Here is a 25915-nt window from a genome sequence, read left to right on the forward strand (position 1 = left end):
CGAGTCAATTCGCAAAGCGCCAGCGTGGCGTACCAAGGGGGGTCAACCGCTCCAGCGGCGGCGCGTGGCCGTCCTCGCGCAGCAGGGCCAGGCAGCGGCGCTTGAGCTGCACGAAAGCGGGCTCGGTCAGCAGGGCCGCGTCGCGCGGGCGGGCGAAGTCCAGCTTCAGCTCCTCGACGATGCGGCCCGGGCGCGGGCCGATGACGAGGACGCGGTCGGCGAGGAAGAGGGCTTCATCGATGTCGTGGGTGACGAACACGACGGTGGTGCGCATGCGCGCCCACAGCGCCAGCAACAGCTCCTGCATGCGGCTGCGGGTGAGTGCATCCAGCGCGCCGAAGGGCTCGTCCATCAGCAGCACGCGCGGGTGGTTGATGAGCACGCGAGCGATCTCCACACGCTGCTGCATGCCGCCCGACAGCTCGCGCGGATAGCGGCGCTCGAAGCCTTGCAGGCCGACGAGCTGCAGCAGCTCGTGAGCGCGCTGCTCGCGCTCGGCGCGCGGCACGCCCTTCATCTTCAGGCCGTAGCCAACGTTGTCGAGCACGGTCTTCCACGGGAACAGCGTGTGCTGCTGGAAGACGAGGCCACGGTCGGGATCGGGGCCGGTGATGGGCTCGCCGTCCAGGCTCAGCCGGCCATGCGAGGGCGACAGATGGCCGGCCAGTGCGCCCAGCAAGGTGGACTTGCCGCAGCCCGAGGGGCCGAGCAGGCAGACGAACTCGCCCGGCTCGATGGTGACCGACAGATCGCGCAGCACCTCGAAGCGCGCCGCGCCTTCGCCGAGTTCGATCGACAGGTGCTCGACGGTGATGCGTCCGTTCATCGCTTGCCTCCCTGCCAGGGCATCAGCCGCGCGCCCAGCCAGGTGATGACGGCACTGCTGCCCATGCCCAGCGCGCCGATGACCAACATGCCGACAACGATGTTGGGATAAGCCTGCACCGTGTAGCTCTCCCAGGTGTAGTAGCCGATGCCGTACTGGCCGGCGATCATTTCGGCCGTGACGAGGCAGAACCAGCAGGTGCCCATGCCGATGGAAAGGCCGGTCACGATGCTGGGCGCCGCACCCGGCGCGACGACCTCGGTGAAGAGCCGCCAGCCCTTCGTGCCCAGGCCGCGGGCCGAGGCGATCAGGCGGGCGTCCACGCCTTCGACACCATGGATGGTGTTGAGCAGGATGGGGAAGAGCGCGCCGACGAAGGTGATGAAGATCATGCTGCCCTCGGACGAGGGGAACATCAGGATGGAGAGCGGAATCCAAGCGACGGCAGGGATGGGGCGCAGCACCTCCAGCGGCGGCAGCAACAGGCGGTTGGCCAGTGGCAAGCGGCCGATCAGCAGACCCAGTCCCACTCCCAGCACGGCCGCCAGGCCAAAGCCGGCGCCGACGCGCAGCAGGCTGCTGGACAGATGCGGCCACAGCTTGGGCGACTGCGCCAATTGCCAGGCGGCCTCCAACACCTCGGCCGGCCTGGGCGTGTTGGCGAAGGTGACGAAACCGAGGTGCAGGCGCCAGGCGCAGGCCAGTTGCCAGGCCAGCAGGCAACCGGCGAGGGATAGCAGTTGCAGCGTGAGCCGCGTCAACGACGGCCACCAGATCGGGCGAGGTGCGACCTGAGCGGGCGCGGGCAGGACGGCGCTCATGGCATCACCGCGCCTTGGCAGCCGCCTGGGCGCCGGCAAAGTCCAGCGCCTTGCCCTTCACCGCGGCGGCATAGGCGTTGGCGGCGTCTTTCTGCAGGAAGGCGCTCAGCTGACCATTCGCATCGGCAACGAAGGACGCATTGGGCGCCAGCAGCTTGATGCGGTGCACGAGGTCATGCACATAGATGCCGCGGGCCTTCTTGCCTTCGGCTTCCAGCTTGCGCAGATCGGCCAACGCGCCCTCGATGGTGGCGTAGTGGCGCACCTTGGGTTCTCCCACCAGCCAGATGCCGGCCACGCGCTGGAAGTCGGTGATGGGCTTGCCGGTGACGGCGTCATTGGCCTTCAGCGCCAGCTTGTCGTAGTTCTTCAGCTTGGCTTCGTAGTCGATGCCGGAGGCCTTGAAGGCGGCGCGGATGTATTGGTCGTCGATGAAGGTCTCGGCCTTCAGCGGTGATTCGCGGCCCATCAGCTTCAGCGTCTCGATGGAGGTGGCCAGGGCCTTGCGGTACTCGGGCTTCCAGGTGTTGTCGCGGGTCTGCAGGCCGAGAGGCCCGTGGTACAGATAGTTCACCGCGGCCTCGATGCCGGTGACCTTCTCGATCAGCTCGCTGTACTTCTCGGGCTCGGCGGCGATGAGCTTGTCGGCCTCCAACGCGGCGCGCAGGAAGGCGACGACGATCTCGGGGTACTTCTTCGCGTAGTCGGCCGCGACGAGCGAGCCGTGATACGTCGGCGCATTGGCCTGGGCGCCGTCATAGATCTTGCGCGCGATGCCGCGGTGCTCGAAGAGCTCGACGAAGGGCACGAAGTCGGCGTGGGCCTCGATCTTGTTGGCCTGCAGCGCCGGCCCCGCCACTTCAGGCGCCTGCGTGATGATGTTGACGTCCTTCTGCGGGTCCCAGCCCTGGGACGCGATGGCGCGCAGCAGCATGCCGTGCGAGGTCGACGCGAACGGGACCGAGATCGTGCGGCCCTTCAGCTCGGACAGCGACGTGATGGTGGACTGCTTCGGGACCACGACGCCGTTGCCGCTGCCCAGTGTGCTGCCCGACAGCACGGTCAGGAAGAGGCTCTGCTTGCCGGCCTTCAGGAAGGCCGCGCCGTTGTTGGAGCCGGGGAAGTCGGCCATGGAGCCGATGTCCAGCTTGTCGGCCACCATCTCGTTGGTCAGCGGCGCGCCGGAGGTGAAGTTCTTCCACTGGATGTCGTAGGTGACACCCTTGTACTTGCCGTCCTTGGGCAGGTATTTCTCCAGCAGCTTGAGTTCACGGATCAGCAGGCCGCCGGTGGCGCAGTTGATCGTCGTGTCCTGCGTGCCGATGGCGACGCGAATCGTTTCTGCCTGCGCCGAGGCCAGCGCGAGAGACAGGGCCAGGAGAGCGAGTTTCTTCATGACAGTCAGTTCAGCGGAGGAGGTAGGGGATCTCGACGTGGACGGCGCCGGTGGGACAGTCCTTCTCGCAGGGCATGCAGTACCAGCACTCGTCGAACTTCATATAGGCCGTGCCCTTGCTGAGGTCGATGGCCAGCACGTCGAGGGGGCAGACATCCACACAGACGGTGCAGCCCTTGTGGGCGATGCACTTGTCGGCGTCGACGGTGACGGGCACTTGCGAGGGCGTCAGCGCCTGCGGGCGGATCGGGGTGGTCATGGCGATGCTCATGGGGTGGTCTTTCAAGCGGGCACGGTTTCGGCCGGAATGCGCAGCCGTGCATAGGCCGAGCTGTCGGCCTGGGCGATGGGGACGATGTAGGGCTCGATGGCGCGCTTGAAGCAGGCCATGCGGCCGTGCGTGTCCTTGTGCAGCTGGGCGTGGACCATCCAGTCCGCGTCGTTGCGCTCGGGGTAGTCGACCCGTGCGTGGTAAAGGCCCCAGCGGCTCTCGGTGCGGAACAGCGACGCGCGTGCGGCCATCTCGGCGCAGTCGCGGATGAAGTGCACTTCCATGGCTCGCATCAGCTCGTGCGGGTCGCGGGCCTGCAACTGGTCGAGGTCTTCGCGGATGGCCTCGAAGCGCTCCAGCCCGATCTCCATCTTCTTGGTGACCTTGGGCGGCTGCAGGTAGTCGTTGACCATGCGGCGCAGCTTGAACTCGACCTGGTTGGGCGGCAGGCCCTTGTCACGCAGCAGCGGCGCCTGGACACGTTGACGCTCGGCTTCCACCTGGCCGGCATCGACCGGCGCGAAGTCATTGGCAGCGCAGAAGGCGGCGCTGCTCTCTCCCGCCAACTTGCCGTAGACGAAGGCGCCCAGCATGTAGTTGTGCGGCACGCTGGCCATGTCGCCCGCGGCGTGCAGGCCGGCCACCGTCGTCTGCGCGTGCTCGTTGACCCACACGCCCGAGGCCGAATGGCCGCTGCACAGGCCGATCTCGGAGATGTGCATCTCGACCATGCGCTCGCGGTAGTCGGTGCCGCGGCCGGCGTGGAAGCGCCCGCGGCTGGGCCGCTCGTTGGTGTGCAGGATGGTCTCGATCTGTTGAATCGTTTCCTCGGCCAGATGGTCCAGCTTCAGGAACACCGGGCCGTTGCCGCCCTGCAGCTCGCGGTAGAACTCCCACATCATCTGGCCCGACCAGTAGTCGCACTCGATGAAGCGCTGGCCCTGGGCATTGGTCGTGTAGCCGCCGAAGGGCCCGGTCACATACGCACACGCCGGGCCGTTGTAGTCCTTGATCAGCGGGTTGATCTGGAAGCACTCGATGCCCGACAGCTCCGCGCCCGCGTGATAAGCCATGGAGTAGCCATCGCCCGCGTTGGTCGGGTTCTCGTAGGTGCCGAACAAGTAGCCGCTGGCCGGCAGGCCCAGGCGCCCGGCGGCGCCGCAGCTGAGCACGACGGACTTGGCGCGGATGACGTGGAAGTCGGCCGTGCGGCAGTCGAAAGCCATCGCACCGGCAATGCGGCCCTCGTGCGTCAGCAGGCGCGTGGCGACGAGGCGGTTGGTGATCTCGACGCGCGTGCGCTTGAGCTGGCGGTAGAGCACCTTCTTGATGTCGTGGCCTTCGGGCATGGGCAGCACATAGCTGCCCATGTGGTGGACCTTCTTGACGGCATAGTCGCCGGTCTCGTCCTTCTCGAACTTGACGCCCCAGCGGTCCAGCTCCTCCACCATCGCGTGGCTGTTGGCCGCATAGGCCATCACGGCCTTCTGGTTGACGATGCCGTCGTTGGCGACGGTGATCTCGCGCACGTACTGCTCGGGCGTGGCGTGGCCGGGCAGCACGGCGTTGTTGAGGCCGTCCATGCCCATGCTGATGGCGCCGCTGCGCTTGACGTTGGCCTTCTCCAGCAGCAGCACGCGCAAGGCGGGGTTGGCCTGCTTGGCCTTGACGGCCGCCATCGGTCCGGCGGTGCCGCCGCCGATGACGAGGACGTCGACTTCGGTTTCTATGAGGTTCATGTCGTCAGTGGTGCCCGGCCGCCCGAAACCGCTGACGCGCCCCCTCGGGGGGCAGTGAGCGAAGCGAGCGTGGGGGCTGTTGTTGAATCGGGACTGCGCTGCAGGCGCAGCCGGTACTGGAAGTTGTCGGCGCGGCAATAGAGGTGCTCGTAGTCGAGCGGCCGGCCGTCGCGGCCGTGGGTGAGGCGTTCGATGTGCAGCAGCGGCGCGCCGCGCTCCACGCCAAGGAGTGCGGCCTGTTCGGCGTCGGCAAGCTGGGCGTCCATGACGAGGTCGGCGTGACCGAGCGGCGCGGCGCAGTCGGCTTCGAGGATGCCGAAGATGTCGCGTACCGCCAGGTCCTCGCGGGCCACGCGCTGGCCCAGGGCGAGCGGCAGCCAGGTCAGGTCCAGCGACACCGGCTGCGAGCCGACGTGGCGAACGCGGCGGATCTCGGTGACGGGCTCGTTCATTGCAAGCTGCAGGCGCTGGGCGACTTCCTCGGTCGCGGGCACCGTGCTCACAGCCAGCAGGCGGTTGTAGGTGTCGTGCCCCAGCGCGCCCATGGCCTCGGCAAAGCCTTGCAGCCGGCCCAGTTCCTGGAAGGGCTTGAGGGGCGACACGAAGCTGCCCTTGCCCGCCACCTTGAAGATGACGCGCTCCTTCTGCAGGTCGCCCAGCGCCTGGCGCACGGTGATGCGGCTGACGCCGTACAGGCCCATCAGCTCGCTCTCGGACGGCAGGCGGTCGTGCGGCTGCCAGGCGCCGCTGACGATGCGGGCGCGGATGTCCTCGCGGATGCGGCTGTACAGCCGCACGGCAGCCGGGCCGTGGTGCAGCGGGGCGTCAGCGCGGGTGGGAAAAACAAGCATGGGAGAGGGGGCCTGACCTGTCATGTCAGGTGCTCTCATCGCAAGCGCTGTGCCGGGTGCATTCGGCACCCCGGATTGGCGCCGTTTCTCCTATGAAGACAGGGGCTTCTGGCAGGCGCCAGCCAACTCGCCGCGGTGCCTATAAATCAACAGACTGCTGCGCCATCAACAGCTGGCTGTTGATTTTTCAACAGCGCTCAGCCGCCCTGGCGTTGCAACTGGTAGTCGCGCAGCGCCCGCTGCAGCGATTGCTGACGTGTGCCGGGTTGCAGCTGGCCGACGACCTGCTCGAAACGCGCGACATTGCCGGCGTTCAGGAAAGGCCGGATGTTGTCGGCCACCGACTGGGCCGCCTGCCATCCGCCGGTGTGCACGAGGCCGATGAACATGTCGTCGAAGCCGCTGCTCAAACCCAGTTGCTGCCACTGCTGCAGCACCGGGTAGGCCTTGCCGAGCAGCACGGCGTCATAGGTCTTGCCCAGGGCTGCGACCGCCGCGGCCGTCGTCTCCGCGGACGGCGGCAGCCGGGCGGCGAGGGCCAGCGCCGCGGCCTGCACATGGCCGTCTGGGAAGGCCAGCAGTTCGCGGGCCCAGGCGGCCTGCTCGGCGGGGCTGCCATGAGCGGCGAGCCGGTCCAGCTGCTCCAGCAACAGGCGCACGACCTCGAAATGCTCGTCCATGCCTTCGCCACGCGTCAGCCGGCAACTGTTGGCGGCATGGCACTGGGTCAGCGTGCGCAGGGCCTGGGCCGGCGCTGCCGTGGTGAGCGACGCCACCGCGGCCGCTTCGATATCGCGAACGGTCGGCGGCGACGTGGGCGAGGCGCTGGCCGGAGACGGGGGCTGCAGGGCCCGCGGTACCGGTGCGGCCGCCACCGTGGTGGGTGCGGAATCGTCGTCCTGCGCCCACCACAGTCCTGCGACGACCGCCGCCGTGGCAGCGGCCAGAGCCAGCTTCGCCTTCATAGCTCAGGGCTGCAAGGCCAGGAAAGCGGCCGCCGGCCAGCGATTGGTCCGGCACCAGGCCGCATTGCCGGAGCGCGCCAGGCAGGCGTTGACGAGGGCCGTGCCGAAGGGACCGTAGACATCGATCTCGGCCGCGCCATTGCGGGTGACGGCCTCCGTGCAATGGAAGCGGTGGGCCAGGGAGCGCGCGGCGCCGCGCGGGCAGTCGCCATTGCCCGTGGCGGCGGCCGCCAGGGCCTTGCTCCAGATCGGCAGGGCCAGCGCGACGCCATCGACGACCGTCGCGCGGTTGGCCGCGCAGACCGCGCCACCGCCGCCGTCCACGCAGGCCTGCGTCGCCGCGGCGGTGAAGGGCCCATAGGTCTGGCTCGCGCTCATGCACTGGCGCWGGTGGTTGTCGTAGCGCGTGCCGTTGGGGCAATGGGCGTGCTTCTGTGCCGACGGCGCTGCCGTCGGCAGGGCCCAGCTCGCCAGCGTCGACGCGGGGTAGAGGTTGCCGGCAAAGATCCAGCCCTCGCGCAGCACGCCGTCGTTGTGCAGATACTCGACGCGGTAGTAGAGGTTGTTGGCCGATGCGGTGCCGAACACCTCCTTGACCTGCACGGCCGTGTTGGCCGGGATGGCCACCAGCAGGGCGCCGCCCGGCGTGGCGCGCATATTGAGGTTGGGCACGACCTTGACCCAGTCGCCCGCATAGGCAATGGCGCCGGCCCCTGAAGGCGCCGCGCCCACGGCCAGCGAGGCCTGCGTGGCGGCAGTGCCGGCGTCTATCCAGCCATCGGTCAGCACGCCGTTGACGAGGGCGCGGATGCGGTACAGCCGCGTCTGCTGCTGCGCGCCGCTGACCATGAAGTCCAGCACCTGATAAGTGCCCGCCGCCGCCTGGCCCAGCACCATGCCGTTGGGTGCCGAGCGCAGCGCCAGCGGCTGCAGCGTCGCGATGGCGCTGGCGAGCGACTGCAGGCCCGGCACCTGGGCGCGGCAGAGCTGGTGGCGGTTGTGGTCGATGCGGGCGTAGTTGGCTGTCTGCGCCACATAGACCTGGGTGATGCTGGCGTCGTCGAAGTTCGCGCGGCCGGCCAGGCAGGCGGCGTCGCGCACATCGTCCACGCATTCCAGCGTGCTGCCATTGAGCACGCAGGCCGCGCTGCCGACCTGCAGCAGCTTGCCGGCCTCGACGTTGCCGCCCACCGGCACGGGGCATTGCGGGCCGTCGTCCATCAGGCAGGCCACGTCGATGCCGGCGGCCTTGCCGAGGTCGGCCACGTCGGTCAGCCACAGGCGGGCGTCGTAGTTGTCGCGGTAGCCGTTGTCCTTGGCGACGTTGACGTCCGACGCGTTCTGCCAGCGGCAGACCTTGGTGGGCCCGCCGTTGTAGGCCGACCAGGCCGAGCGCGCGCGGCCACGCCAGTACTCGTCAACCTCGGCCGTGGTGCCGGTCGGCGCCGTCACGCCACCCAGGCAGGACGCGGGCGCGGCCTCCCACGCGGCGTAGTAGATGTCGATCGCGTAGGTGAAGTTCTGCATCATGTTCCAGCCCTTGCCCTGCTGGAGCTGGACGAAGTGATAGCGGTCGTCGACCTGCATCATTCCGTGGCCATGGCCGCTGTCGCCGCGCATCATCTTCAGCGTGTAGGGCTGGCCGGCGGCGAGCTGCGCATCGCGGTAGTGGGACCAGAAGGTCTCCTGGCGCAGCGTCGCGAAGGTACCGCGCTGGAAGGCCTCCAGCTCGCGCGCCGACACGCCCGGCTTGCGCGAGCGCAGATAGCGCTCGCTCGCGTCGCGGATGACGGGGTACATCGCCTGCATATAGCGCTTGCGCTCGTCGACGAGGCTGGCCGATGCGTCATTGAAGATGGTGCCGCTGTAGTTGCCACGCACGAAGCTGTCGGGGCCGAAGGCATTGGCATCGCAGCCCGACGGCGCGCGGCCATGCGTCCAGGTGCCGCCGACCTTGTTGGTGCAGGCCCAGTCATTGGGCGTGGGGGTGTAGGCCGCCTGGGCCTGGGAAGCAAAGCCAAGGCACAGGGCGATGAGGGCAAGGGTTCTCATGGCGGCTCTCCTCAGCGCGAACGACGGCGGGCCGCGATGGCCACCAGGCCTGCCAGCAGCAGGGCCACGCTGCCGGGCTCGGGCACGGCTGCCACGTCGCCCACCCGCACAGCCCAGGCCTGGGCCAGGGTGTCCGTGGCGAGCTGGTCCTGCAGGCCCATGCCCATGAAGAAGCTCAGGCCCCAGCCGGGATCGGTGGCCGTGCCGGTCCAGAACACCGGGCCGACGGCGTTGTTGGCATCGACGAGGCCGCTGAAGGGGCCGGCATGGGTGAGGCCCGTGGACGTGTTGCCGAGGCTGACGTAGAAGAGCCGGCCCAGCTCGCTGTTGAAGCCCGCGTTGTTGAGGCCGACATCGGTCGAGCCGTCCTCCGAATAGTCCAGCTGCAGCGCACTGCCATTGACCGGCAGCACGGCGGGCAGGCGCCAGTCGTCGACGCCGCCGAAGCTCAGCGACGCCGCCCACTGCGCCGCGTCGGCCTGGGTGAGCAGCCCGCCGGCGCTCGCGTCCACCAGCCACGTGAGGTGGGTCTGCGTGTCGTAGACCATGCTGCCGTTGGCGCGCGACTGCAGCTCGGCACGTGCCGGTGCACCGATCAACAAACCAGTTATTGCCAGGACGGCAATCAGCGTCTTCTTGGTCATGGGGCGAGGGCGACGGCGTCGCGTGAGCTGGAGGCGGGTCGGATGGTCCGCAAACGGCTGTGCAGCGACCATCGGGTTAGTCCGGCGTCGCCTCTGCCAATTCGAGCGGGCCGCATAACCACCGGGAATGCCACCCCGTCGCTCGCGAAGGCGGGCTTTCCTGGCGTCAGCGGGACAATCCAGGCCTTGCCGAGACGCCTCCCTAATTCCAGGGGGTCAACGACCACCCGCATGTTCGCCACCGACTGGTTTTCTCCCGCTCAAGCGCTGGGTTATCTCGCCTTCGTGCTCGGCGTCGCCTGTTTCCTGCAGACCGACGACCGGCGCTTCAAGTGGTTCATGACGGGCGAGTGCGTCGCCTACATCGCCCACTTCGCGCTGCTGGGCAACCCGACGGCGGTGGCCAGCTCGTCGCTGTCGATGCTGCGCTCCCTGCTGTCGCTGTACACGCGCTCCCGGTGGGTGGCGGTGGGCGTCGTTGCGGCCAATATCGGCTTCGGCCTCGCCATCGCGCAGCGGCCCAGTGACTGGCTGCCGCTGGGCGCGTCCTGCCTCGGCACCATCGCACTGTTCACGCTGCAGGGCGTGCCGATGCGGCTGCTGATGATGTGCGGCACGGCGCTGTGGATCGCCAACAACCTGATCGTCGGCTCCATCGGCGGCACGGCGCTGGAGGTCGTCATCGCGGTCATCAATCTCACAACCATCATGCGGATGATCAAGGCTCGCCGAGCCGCTCGAACTCCGCAATGACCTGGGCGCCGAACAGCAGCAGCGTGGCGCCGATCTCCAGGCTCAGCAGCACGGCTATTGCCGTGGTGAGAGAGCCGTAGACGGTGCCGATCTGCGACAGCGTGCCGAAGTACCAGACCAGCACGTGGCGCGACAGCTCCCACAGCAGGGCCGCGGCCAGCGCGCCGATCAGGGCCAGCGGCAGCGAGGGCCGGCCCGCGGGCATGACCATATAGACCGAGGCCAGCACGAAGACCTCGCCGGCAAAGCCCAGCAGATAGAGCATCGCCCCCGACACGCCGTGCAGCGACCAGCTCAGGCCCAGGAACTCCACCTCGCGCTGGCCCAGGGCCTGGAAGCGGCCGGCCACCAGCGTCACCAGCAGCAGGCCCAGGCTCAGGCAGAGGATGTAGACGTAGGGGATCAGCGCCGACATCAGCGCGTGCCGCCGGCGCAGCTTGTGCCGGTGATGAAAGATCACCGACATCGCCCCCTCGAGCACCGAGAAGGCCAGCGAGCTGAAGAACAGCATGCTGACCAGCAGCACCCAGCCCATCACTTCACGGTGAGCCAGGAAGCGCGCCAGCTCGGCCACGATGGCCACCGACTGGCCCGGCACCAGCCATTCCAGATAGCGGCCCACCGTCTGCAGCAGCGAGGCCTGCCCGACCCAGTGGGACAGCGCGATGACGCTGAGGATCATCAGCGGCACGATGGACAGCAGCGCGTAATAGGCCACCGCACCGGCCAGCAGCAGGCCTTGGTTGGCGCGAAAGGCCTTCAGCGTCTGCCATGCAAAGCCCCAGGGGTTGTGCAGCACGCGGGCGGTCTGGCGGGCAAACCTGTGGGTGAAGAGATACATGTCAACAGGGTCGGCCACCGCAGCGGTCGCGGCTTGTCGGTGTGCACAACGCCCCCCTGTCAGACGGCGCCTCGAAGCACCCAAGTGCGAGTGCATGGCCGTGTAACAGCGCGTACGCTGCCATGCCATGAGCGCACTTCCCTCCAGCATCGACACGCCCACGCCTACGCCCGCCGGCGAACCGATGCGCCTGCACATGCCCGTCGACATCCGCAGCTTTTCGCTCGCCTTGATCGCGCTGGTGGCGGCGCTGGCCGCCTTGCATGTGGCCGGCGCGTTCTTCGTGCCGGTGCTGCTCGGCGTGATGCTGAGCTATGCCCTGAACCCCTTGGTCGACCGGCTGCAACGGCTGCGGCTGCCCCGGGCGCTGGCGGCGGCGGCGCTGCTGTTGGGCCTTGTAGGCGGCGTCGGCTGGACGAGCTATGCGCTTTCCGATGACGCCAGCAAGCTGCTTGAAGCCTTGCCCGTGGCCGCCGAGAAGGTGCGCGCGGCGATGGCGGAGCGCCGGCCCGGCGTGAACCCGCTGGCGCAGGTGCAGAAGGCGGCAACCCAGCTGGAACAGGCGGCTGAGGCCAGCGCGACCGCCCCTGCCGCCAGCCCTCGCGGCATCACCCGCGTCATCGTCGAGCGCCCCCGCTTCAACCTGCACGACTACCTGCTGAGCGGCACGGTGGGCTTGCTGGCCTTGCTCGGCTCGATCTTGGTGGTGGTGTTCATCGCCTTCTTCCTGCTCGCCTCGGGCGACACCTTCCGGCGCAAGCTGGTGCACCTGGCCGGCCCCACCTTTGCCAAGCGGCGGTTGACGGTCCAGACGCTGGACGAGATCGGCTCGCAGATTCAGGGCTATCTGATCGTGCAGGTGATCACCAGCGCCGCAGTCGGCTTGACGATCTGGCTGTCCTTCACGCTCGTGGGCATGGAGCATGCCGCCGTCTGGGGCGTGGTGGCCTTCACACTGGACTTCATACCCTATATCGGCGCCGCCACGCTGACCAGCACCGCGGGCTTGATGAGCTTCGTGCAGTTCGGCAGCGCGGACATGGCGCTGCTCGTGGCAGGCATCGCGCTGGGCGTGCACACGCTGTCAGGCAACCTGCTGATGCCGTGGCTGAGCAGCCGCAGCAGCCGCATGAACCCCGTTGTCGTGTTCATCGGCGTGCTGGGCTTCGGCTGGTTGTGGGGCCTGCCGGGCCTGCTGCTGGGCGTGCCCATCCTGGCCAGCACCAAGGCGGTGTGCGACCGTGTGGATGGGCTGCAGCCCATCGGCGAGCTGCTGGGGGACTGAAGCCCCTCGCCCAGCCTCGCGTCGCTGAACGCGCGCGAGGCTGGTCGGTCCCCCGCGGGGACGGCGATGCTTGCGGCATTGAGCCGCAAGCACATCGCCAGCGCGGGCCGGCTAGGGAGCGGCCCGGCGCTCGGCCCGCAAGCCGGCAGCCCGGGCGAAAGTTCAGCGGTTAGCGCTGTAGTTCACCGGCAGCCAGTCATAGCCCTTGCCGTCGGCGCGCAGCTTGCCGATGCCGGGGAAGGACACATGCGTCACGGCCACGTAGTAGCCGTCCTTGGCGGCCGCCGCATAGGCCTTCTCGCGTGCCGGCGCAGCGGCCTTGGGGTCGGAGTCGAAGCTCATCGTCACGGCCGGCTCGGGGAATTGCACGGCGGCGACGTGCATCAGGTCGCCCCAGAACATCATCTTCTGGCCCTTGCTCTCGGCGACGTAGTTGCTGTGGCCGGGCGTGTGGCCATAGGCCGGATAGGCTTTCACGCCGGGCACGATCTCGACGCCGGCGGCGCTGCCCTCGAAGGGCTTGAAGCGGCCCGCGTCGGCATAAGCCTTCACGTTGGCGGCGATAGCCTTGGCACCGTCGCCCTTGGCCACCTGCTCGGGTGCCAGCCAGAAGTCGGCGTCGCGCTTGTCCACGCGCAGCGTCGCGTTCGGGAAGTTGGCCTTGCCGTCGACGGCAGTGCCGCCGATGTGGTCGCTGTGCATATGCGTGATGACCACTTCGTCGACCTGCTCAGGCGCATAGCCCGCAGCCTTGAGATTGGCCAGTACGCGGCCCAACGTCGGGCCGAACTGGCCCGCGGCGCCGGTATCGACGAGGACGATCTTGGCCCCGGTGTTGATCAGGTAGGCGTTGAAGGATGTCTCCAGCGGCACGCCGAGGTAGGCGTGCTGCAGGGCCTTGACCGTGTTGGGCACGGGTTGCTGCAGCAGCTTGTCGACGGGCAGGTCCAGCGTGCCGTCGGACAGGGCCGTGACCTCGAAATCGCCGAGCTGCATGCGGTACCAGCCGGGCGCCTGGCCCTTGAGCTGCGGGCCGGCGGCGAGGGCGGTGGCGCTGAAACCGAGGGCGATGGCGGCGGGGAGCAGACGCTTTAGCATGGTGGGTCTCCGGGGGATTTTGAGGAAGCGGCGCAGGATAGCGGCGCCTCGACGGCCTTGCAGCCCCCAGGGATGTTGTCTGCATCCTGGACAGCACATGGCGGCGCGGATGCCTGGAATCCGGACGGTTTCGCAGCGCCAGAGGCCAAAACCGCGGGTTAGCTCGCAAGGGTTTGCCAGCAACTCGCCCCGAGTTGGCGCGGGCATGGCTTTTGCGCTTTGGCATCTGGTTCCAAACACAACAACCAGGAGACACGCCATGACCCGACGCCTACCGGCGCCGACGTTCCACGTCCGCCCGCTGCAATTCGCCATCCTCGCCGCACTCGGCGCCACGGTCGCGCTGCCGGCGGCCGCCCAGACCGCGGCCGAACCCGCGGTGACGACGCTGGACGTCGTCAAGGTCACGGCGCGCAAGCGCGAGGAGTCGCTGCAGGACGTGCCGGTGGCCGTCACGGCGCTGAGCGCCGAGCAGCTGGACAAGCTCGCCATCAAGGACCTGGGCGATCTGCAGGGCCAGGTGCCCAACCTGACCATCTACGCCGCGCGCGGCAGCAACACGACGATCACGACCTTCATCCGCGGCGTCGGCCAGGCCGACCCGCTGTGGGGCGTGGACCCGGGCGTGGGCATCTATTTCGACGACGTCTACATCGCCCGCCCGCAAGGTGCGCTGCTGGACGTGTACGACGTGCAGCGCGTGGAAGTGCTGCGCGGCCCGCAGGGCACGCTGTACGGCAAGAACACCATCGGCGGCGCGGTGAAATACGTGTCCAAGCCGCTGCCCCAGAAGACCGAAGGCTCGGTGACGCTGGCCATCGGCAACTACGGCCAGGTCACCGCCAAGGGTGGTGTCGGCACGGCCGTCAACGACGGCCAGTTCCGCTTCCGCCTCGCCGGCGCCAGCCTGAACCGCGACGGCTACGGCAAGAACCTGACCGACGGCAGCCCCGTCAGCGACCAGGCGACGATGAGCGGCCGCTTCTCGGCCGGCTGGTTCCCGACCGGCTCCAGCTTCAACGCCCAGGTGTCGGTGGACCGCACCCGGGACGACTCGCATATGCGCGGCTTCCAGCGCCTGAACGTCAGCGCCTTCGACCCCGCCAAGACGCCCCCCACCCCTGGCCGCTACGACATCGCGACAGGCATGCCCAACGCCAACCGCACCAGCAGCGAGGGCGAATCGCTGACGCTGAACTGGGGCCTCAGCGACGACTGGAGCCTGAAGTACATCCTGGCGCATCGCGCCTCCGACACCAACACCTCCATCGACTTCGACGGCCTGCCCAACAAGACCGCCGACGTGCGCGCCGAGTACCACGACAGCTCGCAGAGCCATGAGCTGCAGGCCATCTACGAAGGCAAGAACCACTCGGGCGTCATCGGCGTCTACTACTTCGATGGCCGCGCCGGCGGCACGGTGCGCAACAACTTCTTCAACCTGAGCTTCGGCACGACCAATGGCCTGGTCTACACCCAGGGCAAGGCCATCTTCGGCGACTGGAGCTGGCGCCTGACGCCGCAGTTCAGCGTCAGCACCGGCCTGCGCTATACCGACGAGAGCAAGCGCGCCGTCGTGCTGAACCAGGCCTTCGCGAACGACCAGTTCAGCGGCCCACCCATCGCCGTGCCGGCCAACTTCGACAACAGCCGCTCGGTGACCAACACCTCGCCGCGCCTGTCSCTCGAATACAGGGCCAGCCAGGAAGTGAAGCTCTACACGACGGCCTCGCGCGGCTTCAAGAGCGGCGGCTACAACATCCGCGCCAACACCGTGGCCTTCCCGTCTTCGGGCAAGCCCTTCGCGGACGAGGTGCTGGACTCGCTGGAGCTCGGCGCCAAGATGATCCTGGACAGCGGCCGGCTGGAGCTGAACACCGCCGTCTTCCACAACAAGTACAAGAACGTGCAGCTGTCGGTGTTCACCAGCTACACCCAGGCCAATGGTCAGCCCGGCTTCTTCGGCGACTTCACCAACGCCGGCAAGGCCACCGTCAACGGTGCCGAGGTCGAGTTCCTGTGGATGCCGACGCCGGCCTGGCGCATCAGCGGCAACCTGGCCACGCTGGACGCCAAATACGACGAGTACTTCGACCGCGGCGTGAACGTGGCGGCCGACAAGAAGTTCACCAACACGCCCAAGTTCCAGGCCGGCCTGAACATCGAGCACAACGCCAAACTCGCCATCGGCACGCTGCGCTCGCGCCTGGGCCTGGCCCACCGCAGCAAGGTCTACCCGACGACCGACCTGTCGGAGGCGCTGGCCCAGGACGCCTACACGCTGGTCAACGCCGGCCTGATCTGGGAGAAGGACCCCAAGCTGAGCTTCTTCCTGCAGGGCAGCAACCTGACCAACAAGGCCTACAAGACCGACGGCTACAACATCGCGGCGCTGAGCGTGCTGAACGCCTACTACGGCCCGCCGCGCACGTTCACGATTGGCGGAACCTTGAAGTTCTGATGGGGGTTGGTGGGTTGCTTTCTCAGGGAGTGTGGTTACTCGATGCATTGCCGGGAGTCCGTCCCGGCGGCCGGGTAACTTTCTTCTGCGGGGCCAGAAGAAAGTCACCAAAGAAGAGGCCCTGAACCGCACACCAGCACGACGCCGCCACCAGCGGCGCGCGAAAACAGCCAACGGCATTGCGGGAAGAAGCGACCCGCTGCGCTCTCGCGTCTGACTTGTCACGAGCGGGATCCATCGCACCAGCACCCCGTTCGACGCGCGGCTGCACGCCGTGCTCATCAGGAAATACCGAACAGCCGCGTCGCTCGGGCGACGCTGCATTGGGTTTGCTTGCTGATGAGCCCGGCGTGCAGCCGGCGTCAACTGGCGTGAAGGTCCGATCGCTGGCGCTCTTCACAAGTCGTGTGCGAGAGCGCAGCGGTTCGCTTGTGGGCATGCCCCGCTTCGAGCGACGCGAGCGCCTGATACCGCTCGAGTGCGGATTGCATTAGCGCTCCTCTTTTGGTGACTTTTCTCTGGCGCGTCAGAGAAAAGTTACCCGCCCTGCCGGGGCGGACTCCCGGCACCACACTCGCCACCAACCAAAAGTAGCGGGCACCCACATGAAATGGATAGACCAAGGCGCGCCGCCACCAACGCCCACCGCGCTACATTCCCGCCGTCATGCCCCTGTCTAAAAACCAGACACCCGCCCCGCTCGACATCCCCCAGGATGTCGACGGGCTGTTGCGCCTGGCCGCGCAGTCGATGTTCGACGTGCTGGCCCGGTCGACGGAAGGGATGATGGTCATCGACCGCAACCATCGCGTGGTCTGGATCAGCGACGGCTACAAGCGCTTCCTGCCGGCGCTCGGGTTCAGCGACGAACACGAGTTCGTTGGCAAGCGGGTGGAGGACGTGGTCCCGAACACGCAGATGCTGCAGGTGCTGGAAACCGGCAAGCCGGTGCTGGTGGACCTGCTGACCAACAAGGCCGGCACCTTCCTGGTTAGCCGCCTGCCGCTGAGGAACGACGCAGGCGAGGTCATCGGCGCGCTGGGCTTGGTGCTGCTGGACCACCCCGAGACGACGATGCAGCCGCTGATCCAGAAGTTCGCGCGCATGCAGCAGGAGCTGGAAGATACGCGGCGCCAGCTGGCCGCCCAGCGCCGGCCCAAGTACACGATTGCCAGCTTCATCGGCGCCAGCCCGGCGGCGCTGGAAGTGAAGCGCCAGGCCCGCCGCGTCGCGCAGACCGACTCGACCGTGCTGCTGCTCGGCGAGACCGGCACCGGCAAGGAGCTGATGGCCCACGCCATCCACTCCGCGTCGCGCCGCGCGCATCGGCCGCTGGTGGGCGTCAACATCGCCGCCGTGCCCGAGACGCTGCTGGAGGCCGAGTTCTTCGGCGTCGCGCCGGGCGCCTACACCGGCGCCGACCGCAAGGGTCGCGACGGCAAGTTCAAGCTGGCGGACGGCGGCACGCTGTTCCTGGACGAGATCGGCGACATGCCGCTGGCGCTTCAATCGAAGCTGCTGCGCGTGCTGCAGGAGCAGGAGGTGGAGCCGCTGGGCAGCAACACCGTGCTGCGAGTGGACGTGCGCGTGATCGCCGCGACGAGCCGTGACCTCGCCGCCATGGTCGCTGCCGGCCAGTTCCGCGCCGACCTGTACTACCGACTCAATGTGCTGCCCATCCGCGTGCCGGCGCTGCGCGAGCGCCTGGACGACATCGAGGCGCTGGCCGAGGCCCTGGGCGAAGACATCGCCCGCCGCAGCGGCATGCCGCAAAAGCTCTTGAGCCCCGACGCCATCGAATGGCTGATGCAGCAGGGCTGGCCCGGCAATATCCGCGAACTGCGCAACACGCTGGAGCAGGTCAGCCTGATGAGCGACGACATGCAGCTGACGGCGGCGCATTTCCAGGGTGGAGCGGTGGGGCGGACGCCGGCTGCCGCAACGCCCGCGCCGGCGCCTCAACCCGCGGCGCCTGCCGTCACGACGGCCCAGGCCGTGGCGCCACTGCCCGAGTTGATCGAAGCCCTGGAGCGTGACGCCATCACCCGCGCGCTGCAGGCCACCGGCGGCAACCGCATGGCGGCGGCCAGGCTGCTGCAGATCTCGCGAGCGTCGCTGTACGAGAGGCTGGCACGTTGGCCGGAGTTGGAGCAGGCACGCGAACCGGAATGAAGCCTCCCAGCTTCCTCAGCAGCGCCGCGATCGCGCTCGTCACACCCTGGTTGATCATCGTCGGCCTCGGTATCTGGCGGCCCAGCCAGCGGGTCGAGCCTTGGACAGTCGTCTTCGCAAACGGGCTGATCAACTGGATGTTCATGGCCGGCCCGCAGATTGTCGTCACCGCCCTGGGCGCGTTTTGCCCGAGCTGCCGCCGCTTCACCTGGCTGCCGCTGCTGATGCTGACGCTGCTGCTGTGCTGCTTTGAGGCGTGGATCCTGTGGTGCGTGCCCGTGCGCGAAAGTGGATTGGCCTGGATCTTCTATTTCCCGCTGGCGTTGGCCGTTGCGCTCTTGTCCATGCTGGGGCTGTTCATTGCGCGTGCCAGGCAAAAGACCGGCCTCTAGGCTGGCCAGCGCCAGAGCATTCGTCCATATTTCAGGCAGCGCCTAACTCCCGGACACTCGGCAACAGTTTCGCGGCCGAAAACTTCGGGACAACCCGCACAAAATCCGCCCCGGCGCTCCCTTCCCCGCCGGGCACGGCCCTTGCAAAAAGGGAAGACACCGTCTGCCGACAGAGCAGGCCTCAAGAACTTCAGGAGACAAGCCCATGCGCTTCACCACGCGCCGCTTCGCCATCGCCGCCGCCACCCTGGCGGTCGCCCTGCCTGGCCTCGCCCTGGCTGCCGATAAAGAAATCCGCATCGCCCACGTCTACAGCAAGACCGGCCCGTTGGAGGCCTACGGCAAGCAGACGCAGACCGGCTTCATGATGGGCCTGGACTACGCCACCGGCGGCACCATGACGGTGGCGGGCAAGAAGCTCGTCGTCATCGAGAAGGACGACCAGGGCAAGCCCGACGTGGGCAAGAGCCTGCTGGCCGCGGCCTATGGCGACGACAAGGCCGACATCGCCGTCGGACCGTCGTCCAGCGGCGTGGCGCTGGCCATGCTCCCCGTGGCCGAGGAATACAAGAAGATCCTGCTGGTGGAGCCCGCCGTGGCCGACTCCATCACCGGCGACAAGTGGAACAAATACATCTTCCGCACCGGCCGCAACTCCAGCCAGGACGCCATCGGCAACGCCGTCGCCTCCGACATCCAGGGCCTGAACATCGGCATCCTGGCCCAGGACTACGCCTTCGGCCGCGACGCCGTGAAGGCCTACAAGGAGGCGCTGAAGAAGGCCAAGATCGTCCACGAGGAATACCTGCCCACGGCGACGACCGACTTCACCGCCGGCATCCAGCGCCTGGTGGATGCGCTCAAGGACAAGCAAGGTCCCAAGGTCATCGCCGTCGTGTGGGCCGGCGCCACGCCGCCCTTCGGCGCGCTGGCCGCGCTGGACCTGCAGAAGCGCTACGGCATCGGCGTGGGCTCGGGCGGCAACATCTTGCCGGCCATGACCGCCTACAAGCAGTTCCCGGGCATGGAAGGCGCGACCTACTACTACTTCGGCATCCCGAAGAACCCGGTCAACGAGTGGCTGGTGGCCAACCACTACAAGCAGTTCAAGAACCCGCCCGACTTCTTCACGGCCGGCGGCATGAGCGCGGCGATTGCGCTGGTTGAAGCCCTGAAGAAGACCGGCGGCGACACGGCGACCAACAAGCTCATCAAGACCATGGAAGGCATGAGCTTCGAGACGCCCAAGGGCAAGATGACCTTCCGGGCGGAAGACCACCAGGCCATGCAGTCGATGTACCACTTCCGCATCAAGGTGGACCCGGCTTTCCCTTGGGGCGTGCCGGAGCTGGTGCGCGAGATCAAGCCGGAGGAAATGCAGGTCCCCATCCGCAACAAGCGTTGATCCCGGACGGCCCGTGCTCGAGACCAAGAACCTGACGATCCGCTTCGGCGGCCATGTGGCCGTCGACGGCGTGTCGTGTGCCTTCCAGCCCGGCACGCTGACGGCCATCGTCGGCCCCAACGGCGCGGGTAAGACGACCTACTTCAACCTGATCTCGGGCCAGTTGCCCGCGACCGCCGGCGAGGTGTGGCTGGACGGCGAGAACCTGACCAAGCTGCCGGCGCCGCTGCGCACGCGGCGTGGGCTGGGTCGCGCATTCCAGTTGACGCAGTTGTTCGCCCACCTGACCGTACTGGAGAACGTGCGGCTTGCCGTGCAGGCCCGCCATGGCAAGGGCCTGCGCATGCTGTCCGTGTGGTTGTCGCATCGCGAATTGATCGACGAGGCGCGGGCGATCCTCGACCGTGTGCGGCTCGCTTCGCGCGCCGATGACCTGGCCGCCAGCCTGCCGCATGGCGACCAGCGCAAGCTCGAAGTGGCCATGCTGATTGCGCTGGACCCCAAGGTCTATCTCTTCGATGAACCGACCGCTGGCATGAGCGTGGACGAGGTGCCCGTCGTGCTGGACCTGATCCGCGCGCTGAAGGCGGAGAAGAAGCACACGCTGCTGCTGGTGGAACACAAGATGGACGTCGTGCGCGAGCTGGCCGACCGCATCATCGTCTTGCACCAGGGCAAGCTAGTGGCCGACGGCGACCCGGCGACGGTGATCGCGTCGCCTATCGTGCAAGAGGCCTACCTGGGGGTTGCGGCATGAACTTGCTCGAACTGAAGGGCGTCCACACCCACGTCGGGGCGTATCACATCCTGCATGGCGTCGACCTCGAAGTGCCCGCTGGCCAGGTGACCATGCTGCTGGGCCGCAATGGCGCGGGCAAGACGAGCACCTTGCGCACGCTGATGGGCCTGTGGACGGCCAGCAGCGGCTCGGTGTGGTTCAAGGGCGAAGAGATCACGAAGCTGGCCACGCCTGACATCGCCTCGCGCGGCATTGCCTATGTGCCCGAGACCATGGGCATCTTCGGCGAGCTCAGCGTGGCGGAGAACCTGCTGCTGGCCGCCCGCTCGGCCAAACGGTTGGCGGATCTGGATGCGCAGCGGCTGGATTGGCTGTTCGGTTTGTTCCCTGCGTTGAAGACGTTCTGGCAGCACCCGGCGGGCAAGTTGTCGGGTGGGCAGAAGCAGATGCTCGCCATCGCGCGCGCCATGATCGAACCGCGGGAGCTGTTGGTCATCGACGAACCCAGCAAGGGCCTGGCGCCGGCCATCGTGCAGAACCTCATCACGGCGCTGCGGGAGTTGAAGAAGACGTCGCAGGCGACGGTGCTGCTGGTGGAGCAGAACTTTCGGGTGGCGGCTGAGCTGGGCGATTCGGTCGCGGTGATGGATGACGGAAGGATCGTGCATCGCGGGGCGATGCGAGAGTTGATCGAGGACGCGGCGCTGCAGCAGCGGTTGCTGGGGTTGTCGTTGGGAGCGCATCAATGAGCGCTTGGAATTTCTGGGATGCTTTTGCGGAGAACGTGCCTGCTCGCTGCATTGCCGGGAGTCCGTCCCGGCGGCCGGGTAACTTTCTTCTGCGGGGCCAGAAGAAAGTCACCAAAGAAGAGGCCCTGAACCGCACACGAGCACCACACGCCCTTGGCACAGCGGCTAACTCACTTCGGCACCGTGCCCAGATGCGAGCCGCTGCGCTCTCGCGTCTGACTTGTCACGACCAACATCCATCGCACCAGCAGCCCGTCCGACGCGCGGCTGCACGCCGGGCTCACCAGAACAGCCCAATGCAGCGCCGCCCGAGCGGCGCGGCTGTTCGGCATTTGTCGGGCGTCGGCGTGCAGCCGCGACTTAAGCGGCGTGAAGATCCAAGCCGTGGTGGTTTGCATAAGTGGTGGGCGAGAGCGCAGCGGCTCGCGTCGGGGCGCTCTCCAGTTCGAGCATCGCGAGCGCCTCATCCCGCTCGAGTGCGGATTGCATTCAGCGCTCCTCTTTTGGTGACTTTTCTCTGGCGCGTCAGAGAAAAGTTACCCGCCCTCGCGGGGCGGATTCCCGCGGCACTGCACCGGGTCAGAAGGCTCATCGCAAGAGCAACCTTTTGACGGACGCCCCATGAAACTCGACCCCCGCCCCCTCGCACTGCTGGCAGCAATCATGCTTCTAGCCCTGCCCCTCACCGGCAGCCCCAGCACCTGGCTCAACCTGACCTTGGCCGGCATCGCCATGGGACTCATCATCTTCGTCATCGCCTCGGGCCTGACCCTGGTCTTCGGCCTGATGGACGTCCTCAACTTTGGCCACGGCGTCTTCATCGCCCTCGGTGCCTTCACGGCCACCACCGTGCTCGCCTTCCTCGCCCCCTGGGCCACCAGCCCCAATGTCGCCTCCAACCTCGCCGCACTCGCTGCCGCCTGCACGGCAGGCATGGCCATCGCGGCAGCGGTGGGTGTCGTCTTCGAACGGGTGCTCGTCAGACCCGTCTACGGCCAGCACCTGAAGCAGATCCTCATCACCATGGGCGGCATGATCATTGGCGAGGAGCTGATCAAGGCCACCTGGGGTGCCCAGCTCATCCCGCTGCCCATGCCCGATGCGCTGCGCGGCATCTTCCTGTTCGGTGACGTCGCGGTCGAAAAGTTCCGCGTGCTGTCCATGCTCATCGGTATCGCGGTCCTCATCGCACTGCTGCTGGTGCTGAACCGCACCAAGATCGGCCTGCTGATCCGCGCCGGCGTGCAGGACCGCGAGATGGTCGAGGCGCTGGGCTATCGCGTGCGGCGCCTCTTCGTCGGCGTCTTCGTGGCCGGCGCCGCGCTGGCGGGCCTGGGCGGCGTGCTGTGGGGCCTGGTGCAACAGGGCGTCACGCCGCAGATCGGTGCCCAGGTCAACCTGCTGCTCTTCATCGTCATCATCATCGGCGGCCTCGGCTCGACGGTGGGCTGCCTGGTCGGCGCGCTGCTGGTCGGGCTGGTCGCCAACTACGCCGGCTTCATTGCGCCCAAGGCGGCGCTGTTCTCCAACATCGGACTGATGGTCGCCATCCTGCTGTGGCGCCCGCAAGGCCTCTACCCGGTGGGCGCCAAATGATGCGTGCGCTGCTCTCCCACGACCTGCCGCGCAGCCGCATCCTCGGCGCGCTGCTGGCCGCCTGCTTCGTCGGCCTGCTCGGCGCGCCCTTCATCTTCCCGGGCACCCAGGCGCTGAACGTCGCGGCCAAGATCCTGGTCTTCATCCTGCTCGTCGCCAGCTACGACCTGCTGCTGGGCTACACCGGCATCGTCAGCTTCGCCCACACCATGTTCGTCGGCATCGGTGCCTACGGCATCGCCATCGCATCGACGCGTCTGGGGTCGGACTGGACGTCGCTGGGCATTGGCTTCATCGCCGCCCTCGCACTGAGCGCCGTGCTGGCCCTCGCCATGGGCCTGGCCAGCCTGCGCGTGAAGGCCATCTTCTTCGCCATGATCACGCTGGCCGTCGCCTCGGCCTTCATGACGCTGGCCTCGCAACTGAGCGACTTCACCGGCGGCGAGGACGGCCTGAACTTCCAGCTGCCTTCGGCGCTGCGCCCGTCGACCGAGTTCATGGATGACCCGATCCTCGGCGTCATGCTCGACGGCCGGCTGCTGACCTACTACCTGCTCTTCGTCGCCGTCGCGGCCCTCATCGCGCTGCTGCTGCGCATCGTCAACTCGCCTTTCGGCCGCGTGCTGCAGGCCATCCGCGAGAACGAGTTCCGCGCCGAGGCGATCGGCTACCGCACTGTCGTCTACCGCACCGGCGCCAACATCGTCGCGGCCCTGCTGGCCTGCTGCGGCGGCGCCTTGCTGGCGCTGTGGCTGCGCTACACCGGCCCCGAGACGGCGATGAGCATGGAGATCATGCTGGACCTGCTGCTCATCGTCGTCATCGGCGGCATGGGCACGGTCTATGGCGCCGTCATCGGCAGCGTGCTCTTCATCGTCGCGCAGAACTATCTGCAGGCCCTGCTGAAGGCGGCCGGCTCGCTGGTCGAAGGCGTGCCGGTGCTGAGCACCTTGATCTCGCCCGACCGCTGGTTGCTGTGGCTGGGCCTGCTCTTCGTGCTGGCGGTCTACCACTTCCCCGGCGGCATCGTCGGGCGGCTGCGGCTGGCGGCGTGGACGCGAGGGAGAAAGAACCAATGAGATCGCGTTACCTGAACTGCCTGGGTCGCGAGATCCATTTCACCGAATGGGGCGACCCGGCGGCGCCGCCGGTCATCGCCTGGCATGGCCTGGCGCGCAGCAGTCGCGACTTCGATGACTTCGCCGCCGCGCTCAGCGGTCGCTGGCATGTCGTTTGCCCCGACACGTTGGGCCGCGGCCTGTCGCAATGGGCCATCAACCCGGCCAGCGAGTACTGCCTGGCGTTCTATGTCGAGCAGGCCGAAGCGCTGCTGGACCAGTTGGGCCTGCAGAAGGTGCACTGGGTCGGCACCTCCATGGGTGGCGCCATCGGCACGCTGGGCGCGGCCACCCAGCTGCGCGGCCGCATCAAGCGCCTGGTGCTGAACGACAACGGCCCCGAGCTGGCCGCGCCGGCGCTGGCGCGCATCAAGAGCTACGCGGGGCAGCCGCCGAGCTTCGCGACGATCGGCGAACTGGAGGCCTACTTCCGCGAGATCTACGCGAGCTTTGGTCACCTGAGCGACACCCAGTGGCGCCACCTCACCGAGACCTCGCTGCGCCGCCTGCCCGATGGCCGCGTGACGACGCATTACGACCCCGCGATGGCCGACCAGTTCGACCACCATCCCGACGACTATCTGCTGTGGGAGGCCTGGGACCAGCTCGACCTGCCCGTGCTCTGCCTGCGCGGCGAGGACTCGACGCTGCTGACCGCCGAGACCGCCCAGGCCATGCGCGAGCGCGGTCCGCGCGCGGCCGTCGCCCTCATCCCCGGCTGCGGCCATGCGCCTGCCTTGAACACGCCCGAGCAGATCGGCCTGATCGAGCGCTTCCTGTCGGCCGATCAAACCCCGTGAATGCCCGTAAGCCTGTGTCAGGCTTGAAGGCCTAGAGTCGCGCAGCCAACCGGTAAGTCCATGAGCGAATTCATCCTCGAGACCCAGGACCTGACCAAGGAGTTCAAAGGCTTCACCGCCGTCGACTCGGTCAACCTGCGCGTGCAGCGTGGCCACATCCACGCACTGCTGGGCCCCAACGGCGCCGGCAAGACCACCTGCTTCAATCTGCTGACCAAGTTCCTGACGCCGACGCGCGGCCGCATCGTCTTCGCGGGCGCCGACATCACCGGCGAGAACTCGGCCCAGATCGCGCGCCGCGGCGTCATCCGTTCCTTCCAGATCTCGGCCGTCTTCCCCCACCTCAGCGTGCTGGAGAACGTGCGCATCGGCCTGCAGCGCTTCACCGGCACGAGCTTCCATTTCTGGAAAGGTCTCACCGGCCTGAAGACGCTGGACGCCAAGGTGCTGTCGCTGCTGGAGTTGGTCGACCTGCGCGACATGGCCCATGTGAAGGCGGCCGACCTGCCTTATGGCCGCAAGCGCGCGCTGGAGATCGCCACCACCATGGCCATGGAGCCGCAGCTGATGCTGCTGGACGAACCGACCCAGGGCATGGGGCATGAGGACGTGGACCGTGTGACGGCGCTGATCAAGCGTGTGGCCGAGGGGCGCACCGTGTTGATGGTGGAGCACAACATGAAGGTGGTGGCGAGCATTGCGGACCGGATCACCGTGCTGGCTCGCGGTGCCGTGCTGGCGGAGGGGGATTACGCGACGGTGTCGAAGCATCCGGCGGTGCTGGAGGCTTATATGGGCACCGAGGCGACTGAGTTGGTGGGGGCGCATTGATGAGCAGTGTTGCTCTTGCGAAGAGCCTCTCGACCCGGTGCAGTGCCGCGGGAATCCGCCCCGCGAGGGCGGGTAACTTTTCTCTGACGCGCCAGAGAAAAGTCACCAAA

At 67.6% G+C, this 25915-nt stretch carries 24 protein-coding genes; 12 read left to right on the plus strand and 12 right to left on the minus strand.

Annotated elements, in window-relative coordinates:
• Window positions 1-4: 4 nt before the first annotated feature.
• The 9 genes from AC1DW3_RS10840 to AC1DW3_RS10880 all read right to left on the minus strand — a co-directional run bounded on the left by AC1DW3_RS10840 (window position 5) and on the right by AC1DW3_RS10880 (window position 9565).
• The gene (locus tag AC1DW3_RS10840; protein ID WP_477931284.1) at window positions 5-826 is read right to left on the minus strand and encodes an ABC transporter ATP-binding protein; all 822 of its coding nucleotides are present in this window, start codon (window positions 824-826) and stop codon (window positions 5-7) included.
• Window positions 823-1647, minus strand: a complete 825-nt coding sequence (locus AC1DW3_RS10845; RefSeq protein WP_477931286.1) for an ABC transporter permease — start codon at window positions 1645-1647, stop codon at window positions 823-825. The genes AC1DW3_RS10840 and AC1DW3_RS10845 overlap by 4 nt, the downstream gene beginning before the upstream one ends.
• 4 nt (window positions 1648-1651) lie before the next feature.
• Window positions 1652-3043 (minus strand): ABC transporter substrate-binding protein, encoded by a 1392-nt coding sequence (locus AC1DW3_RS10850; protein ID WP_477931288.1) that lies wholly within the window; start codon window positions 3041-3043, stop codon window positions 1652-1654.
• A 10-nt stretch (window positions 3044-3053) separates the two neighbouring features.
• Entirely contained in the window at window positions 3054-3302 is a 249-nt protein-coding gene (locus AC1DW3_RS10855) for a 4Fe-4S dicluster domain-containing protein (RefSeq protein WP_378990811.1), read from the minus strand.
• Window positions 3303-3325: 23 nt separating this feature from the next.
• Complete coding sequence (locus tag AC1DW3_RS10860) at window positions 3326-5053, minus strand: fumarate reductase/succinate dehydrogenase flavoprotein subunit (protein WP_477931290.1); 1728 nt, start codon at window positions 5051-5053, stop codon at window positions 3326-3328.
• Window positions 5050-5904 carry a GntR family transcriptional regulator gene (locus AC1DW3_RS10865; RefSeq protein WP_477931292.1) on the minus strand — a complete coding sequence of 285 codons (855 nt, stop codon included), beginning with the start codon at window positions 5902-5904 and terminating at the stop codon, window positions 5050-5052. The genes AC1DW3_RS10860 and AC1DW3_RS10865 overlap by 4 nt, the downstream gene beginning before the upstream one ends.
• Window positions 5905-6101: 197 nt before the next feature.
• Window positions 6102-6869 carry a hypothetical protein gene (locus AC1DW3_RS10870; RefSeq protein ID WP_477931294.1) on the minus strand — a complete coding sequence of 256 codons (768 nt, stop codon included), beginning with the start codon at window positions 6867-6869 and terminating at the stop codon, window positions 6102-6104.
• Window positions 6870-6872: 3 nt separating this feature from the next.
• Window positions 6873-8921: a hypothetical protein gene (locus AC1DW3_RS10875; RefSeq protein ID WP_477931295.1), complete on the minus strand. Its 2049-nt coding sequence runs from the start codon at window positions 8919-8921 to the stop codon at window positions 6873-6875.
• Between the two features lie 11 nt (window positions 8922-8932).
• On the minus strand, window positions 8933-9565 hold the full coding sequence (locus tag AC1DW3_RS10880) for a PEP-CTERM sorting domain-containing protein (RefSeq protein ID WP_477931297.1): 633 nt from the start codon (window positions 9563-9565) through the stop codon (window positions 8933-8935).
• A 231-nt stretch (window positions 9566-9796) separates the two neighbouring features.
• Here AC1DW3_RS10880 and AC1DW3_RS10885 point away from each other — a divergent pair, with 231 nt between their 5' ends.
• The gene (locus AC1DW3_RS10885; protein WP_477931298.1) at window positions 9797-10318 is read left to right on the plus strand and encodes a YgjV family protein; all 522 of its coding nucleotides are present in this window, start codon (window positions 9797-9799) and stop codon (window positions 10316-10318) included.
• Here AC1DW3_RS10885 and AC1DW3_RS10890 read toward each other — a convergent pair.
• Window positions 10284-11159 carry a YihY/virulence factor BrkB family protein gene (locus tag AC1DW3_RS10890; protein WP_477931300.1) on the minus strand — a complete coding sequence of 292 codons (876 nt, stop codon included), beginning with the start codon at window positions 11157-11159 and terminating at the stop codon, window positions 10284-10286. The genes AC1DW3_RS10885 and AC1DW3_RS10890 overlap by 35 nt on opposite strands.
• 127 nt (window positions 11160-11286) lie before the next feature.
• Here AC1DW3_RS10890 and AC1DW3_RS10895 point away from each other — a divergent pair, with 127 nt between their 5' ends.
• Window positions 11287-12444, plus strand: a complete 1158-nt coding sequence (locus tag AC1DW3_RS10895; RefSeq protein WP_477931302.1) for an AI-2E family transporter — start codon at window positions 11287-11289, stop codon at window positions 12442-12444.
• 162 nt (window positions 12445-12606) lie between these two features.
• Here AC1DW3_RS10895 and AC1DW3_RS10900 read toward each other — a convergent pair whose 3' ends face one another.
• Window positions 12607-13542, minus strand: coding sequence for an MBL fold metallo-hydrolase (locus AC1DW3_RS10900; RefSeq protein WP_477931303.1), 936 nt, complete (start codon window positions 13540-13542; stop codon window positions 12607-12609).
• A 259-nt stretch (window positions 13543-13801) separates the two neighbouring features.
• Between AC1DW3_RS10900 and AC1DW3_RS10905 the strand changes: the two genes are divergently transcribed.
• From AC1DW3_RS10905 to AC1DW3_RS10930, 6 genes are all read left to right on the plus strand, one after another.
• The gene (locus AC1DW3_RS10905; RefSeq protein ID WP_477931305.1) at window positions 13802-16003 is read left to right on the plus strand and encodes a TonB-dependent receptor; all 2202 of its coding nucleotides are present in this window, start codon (window positions 13802-13804) and stop codon (window positions 16001-16003) included.
• Between the two features lie 666 nt (window positions 16004-16669).
• The gene (locus AC1DW3_RS10910) at window positions 16670-18175 is read left to right on the plus strand and encodes a sigma-54 interaction domain-containing protein (protein WP_477931307.1); all 1506 of its coding nucleotides are present in this window, start codon (window positions 16670-16672) and stop codon (window positions 18173-18175) included.
• Entirely contained in the window at window positions 18172-18567 is a 396-nt protein-coding gene (locus AC1DW3_RS10915) for a hypothetical protein (RefSeq protein ID WP_477931309.1), read from the plus strand. The genes AC1DW3_RS10910 and AC1DW3_RS10915 overlap by 4 nt, the downstream gene beginning before the upstream one ends.
• Before the next feature lie 205 nt (window positions 18568-18772).
• Entirely contained in the window at window positions 18773-19972 is a 1200-nt protein-coding gene (locus AC1DW3_RS10920) for a substrate-binding domain-containing protein (protein WP_477931310.1), read from the plus strand.
• A gap of 13 nt (window positions 19973-19985) precedes the next feature.
• Entirely contained in the window at window positions 19986-20729 is a 744-nt protein-coding gene (locus AC1DW3_RS10925; protein ID WP_477931312.1) for an ABC transporter ATP-binding protein, read from the plus strand.
• Window positions 20726-21460: an ABC transporter ATP-binding protein gene (locus AC1DW3_RS10930; protein WP_057298923.1), complete on the plus strand. Its 735-nt coding sequence runs from the start codon at window positions 20726-20728 to the stop codon at window positions 21458-21460. Before AC1DW3_RS10925 ends, AC1DW3_RS10930 begins: the two co-directional genes overlap by 4 nt.
• Before the next feature lie 170 nt (window positions 21461-21630).
• Here AC1DW3_RS10930 and AC1DW3_RS10935 read toward each other — a convergent pair whose 3' ends face one another.
• The gene (locus tag AC1DW3_RS10935) at window positions 21631-21858 is read right to left on the minus strand and encodes a hypothetical protein (RefSeq protein ID WP_477931314.1); all 228 of its coding nucleotides are present in this window, start codon (window positions 21856-21858) and stop codon (window positions 21631-21633) included.
• Between the two features lie 223 nt (window positions 21859-22081).
• Between AC1DW3_RS10935 and AC1DW3_RS10940 the strand changes: the two genes are divergently transcribed.
• From AC1DW3_RS10940 to AC1DW3_RS10955, 4 genes are read left to right on the plus strand one after another with little or no spacing between them, the layout of a single operon-like run.
• On the plus strand, window positions 22082-23056 hold the full coding sequence (locus AC1DW3_RS10940) for a branched-chain amino acid ABC transporter permease (protein WP_477931315.1): 975 nt from the start codon (window positions 22082-22084) through the stop codon (window positions 23054-23056).
• On the plus strand, window positions 23053-24135 hold the full coding sequence (locus AC1DW3_RS10945) for a branched-chain amino acid ABC transporter permease (protein ID WP_477931317.1): 1083 nt from the start codon (window positions 23053-23055) through the stop codon (window positions 24133-24135). The genes AC1DW3_RS10940 and AC1DW3_RS10945 overlap by 4 nt, the downstream gene beginning before the upstream one ends.
• Window positions 24132-24974 (plus strand): alpha/beta fold hydrolase, encoded by an 843-nt coding sequence (locus tag AC1DW3_RS10950; protein ID WP_477931319.1) that lies wholly within the window; start codon window positions 24132-24134, stop codon window positions 24972-24974. Before AC1DW3_RS10945 ends, AC1DW3_RS10950 begins: the two co-directional genes overlap by 4 nt.
• A gap of 60 nt (window positions 24975-25034) precedes the next feature.
• Window positions 25035-25805: an ABC transporter ATP-binding protein gene (locus tag AC1DW3_RS10955; protein ID WP_477931321.1), complete on the plus strand. Its 771-nt coding sequence runs from the start codon at window positions 25035-25037 to the stop codon at window positions 25803-25805.
• Window positions 25806-25915: the final 110 nt, after the last annotated feature.

It is taken from the genome of Roseateles sp. P2_H4 (assembly GCF_056403315.1).